The sequence below is a fragment of the Nitrosospira sp. Nsp14 genome (genome assembly GCF_900113575.1).
In the GTDB taxonomy this organism is placed as follows: Bacteria; Pseudomonadota; Gammaproteobacteria; order Burkholderiales; family Nitrosomonadaceae; genus Nitrosospira.
Genome location: NZ_FOPV01000040.1, coordinates 1 through 2,630, shown reverse-complemented (window position 1 = coordinate 2,630; position 2,630 = coordinate 1). Strand labels below are relative to the sequence as shown.

Here is a 2,630-nt window from a genome sequence, read left to right as displayed (position 1 = left end):
TGCGCCGTCCAGGCAATCTGGTAGTTATCCGGCAAGCTCTTCTCCGCAATTTCTTCTACCAGCTTGATCGCGTCACCCGAGCTTACGCCAGGGGCGCCGCCGCCCATTACTTTTGCCGATAGCAGCCCATTATACCGCTCCAGTTGCTCGGCTCCGACCACGGTGCTGATTCTGCTCAGGGCGGACAGGGGCACCATTGCGCCCGATTGCGAGCGTACGTATACCCTGCCAAGATCATCCGGATTCGTGCGATACGCCGGCTCTGCCTGCAACTGTACGCGATAGGTGCGTCCTGAGAGATTGAAATCGTTGACATAGAACGAACCCATCGTGCTTTGCAAGGTAGCATAGATATCGGCGATCCGCACTTGCTGAGAAATCGCCTTTGCATCGTCCACCTCGACAAAGAATTGCGGTACCGTGGGACGGAAAAAAGTTGCAATGCCCGCAAGACGAGGTTCCTGGTTCAACGCCTCGATAAAATTGTTGACCACGGTCGACAATTGCAGTGGATCCGCGCCCGCACGGGTTTGCACGTAAACCTCGAAGCCACCGGCGGTGCCGAGGCCTCGAATCGCCGGCGGGTTGAACGCGATGGCGATGCCGTCGGACTGCTGCATACCGATACCGGTCAATTTCTGGATAATATCCTCTGCGGAAGCCGTGCGCTCGGACCAGTCTTTGAACGCGACGAACATGGTCGCCGAACTGGTTTTATTGCCGCCGCCGATCAGATCAAAGCCATTGACTACGAATTCGTGGGCTACCGCAGGATCGCTTGCTATGCTGGCTCGTACCGCTTCGGCGGTTCTGGTTGTTCGAGCGAGTGTTGCCCCATCCGGTAAAATTGTTGCGGCCACCACGTATCCCTGATCCTCGGGGGGCACAAAGCCCTCCGGTACTGTCTTGATCAGGTATCCCGCCAGTGCGATGATGCCAGAGAACGCAATCGCGCCAATAATCTTGTGCCGTATGGTAGTGCTGACCATATTCACGTAGAAATCGGTAAGGCGCTTGAAATTCCGATTGAAAGCAAGAAAGAATGCCGACTCCCCATGCGTGTGCTTTAGCAGGATGGCGCACAAGGCAGGTGTCAACGTAAGGGCGACCACCCCTGAAATGGTGACAGCAACCGCGACGGTTACCGCGAACTGTCGGTAGAGCTCACCGGCTATTCCCCCCATGAACGCCACCGGTACAAAGACCGCGCATAGTACCAATACAATTGCCACCACCGCACTCGCAACCTGTTCCATCGATTTGATTGCTGCTTTCATGGGCGAGAGTTTTTCCTCGTCCATCAGCCTCTCGATGTTCTCCAGCACCACGATTGCATCATCCACCACGATGCCTATGGACAAGACCATGGCAAAAAGCGTAAGCGTATTAATGGAGAAGCCAAATAGCCACAAACCCGCAAAGGTGCCGATCAGGGAAATAGGCACCGCGATGAGGGGAATGAGGGTTGCACGCCAGCTTTGCAGAAACAGGTAGACAACCAGAATAACCAGCACCATCGCCTCGCCGAGCGTTTTTACCACCTCCCACATCGAGGCCTTGACGAACAGGCTGGTATCGTAGGGAACGACATAGTCCATGCCCGGGGGGAAGCGTTTCTTCAACTCGTCCATCTTGGTGACGAGAGCATTTTTCGTGTCGAGTGCATTCGCGCCGGGTTGAAGAAAAACCGGCATTCCTGCACCGGGTTCGCCATTCAACGCAGTCCGCACATCGTAGCTTTGAGCACCCAGCTCAATACGGGCGACATCCTTGAGATAGAGAACACCTTGCGGGCCGTCGGCGCGCAGAATGATATTACCGAATTGCTCGGGCGTAAGCAGTCGTCCCTTGGCGTTGACGGTATAGATTAATTGCTGGTCCGGGGGCATCGGTTCCTGGCCTATCTTGCCCGCAGCATACTGCGCATTTTGGGCTTGAATGGCCGCGGTTATGTCGGTTGTGGCGATGCCGAGCTGCGCCATGCGGTCGGGACGCAGCCAGATGCGCATGGAGTAGTCCTGACCGCCAAAAACCTGCACATCCCCCACACCTTTTGTTCGCTTCAGCTCATCCAGTACGTTAAGTGTGGCGTAATTGCTCAGGTAGAGCGGGTCATACTTTCCCTTCTCCTTTGAGATGAGCATGAACACCATAAGGATGTCATTGGAACGCTTTTCTATTTTCAACCCGATCCGCCTGACTTCTTCCGGCAGGCGCGGCAAGGCTATATTTGCCCGATTACTGATATTGAAGGTTGCCTCGTCTACATCGGTCCCGACTTCAAAGGTCGCGGTGATGGTCAGGGTTCCACTTGAGTCAGAGCTGGAGCTGAAATATAAAAGATTTTCCACGCCGCTCAGCTGCTCCTCGATCGGGGCGGCTACGGTTTTGGTCAGTGTGTCCGCGCTCGCGCCCGGAAACGTCGCCGTGATCAGCACAGTTGGAGGCGCGATCTGCGGGTACTGGGCGATAGGAAGCTGCAGCGCGGCGATCAGCCCTGACAGTACGATGATGATGGACAGCACCGATGCAAAAATCGGGCGGGTGATGAAGAATCTGGTCATGAGTTAGTTCGAGCTCAGGTCTGCTTTTCGGGTTGCGGCTGGGTTGAAGCAGCAGGCGCCTCGCCT

The 2,630-nt window shown here is 55.6% G+C and carries 1 protein-coding gene; it reads right to left on the bottom strand.

What is annotated here, in order from left to right; translation table 11 throughout:
* A partial coding sequence (locus BM022_RS14905) for an efflux RND transporter permease subunit (protein ID WP_091140559.1) occupies nucleotides 1-2,564 on the bottom strand: 2,564 nt, incomplete at its 3' end.
* Between the last annotated feature and the right edge of the window lie 66 nt (nucleotides 2,565-2,630).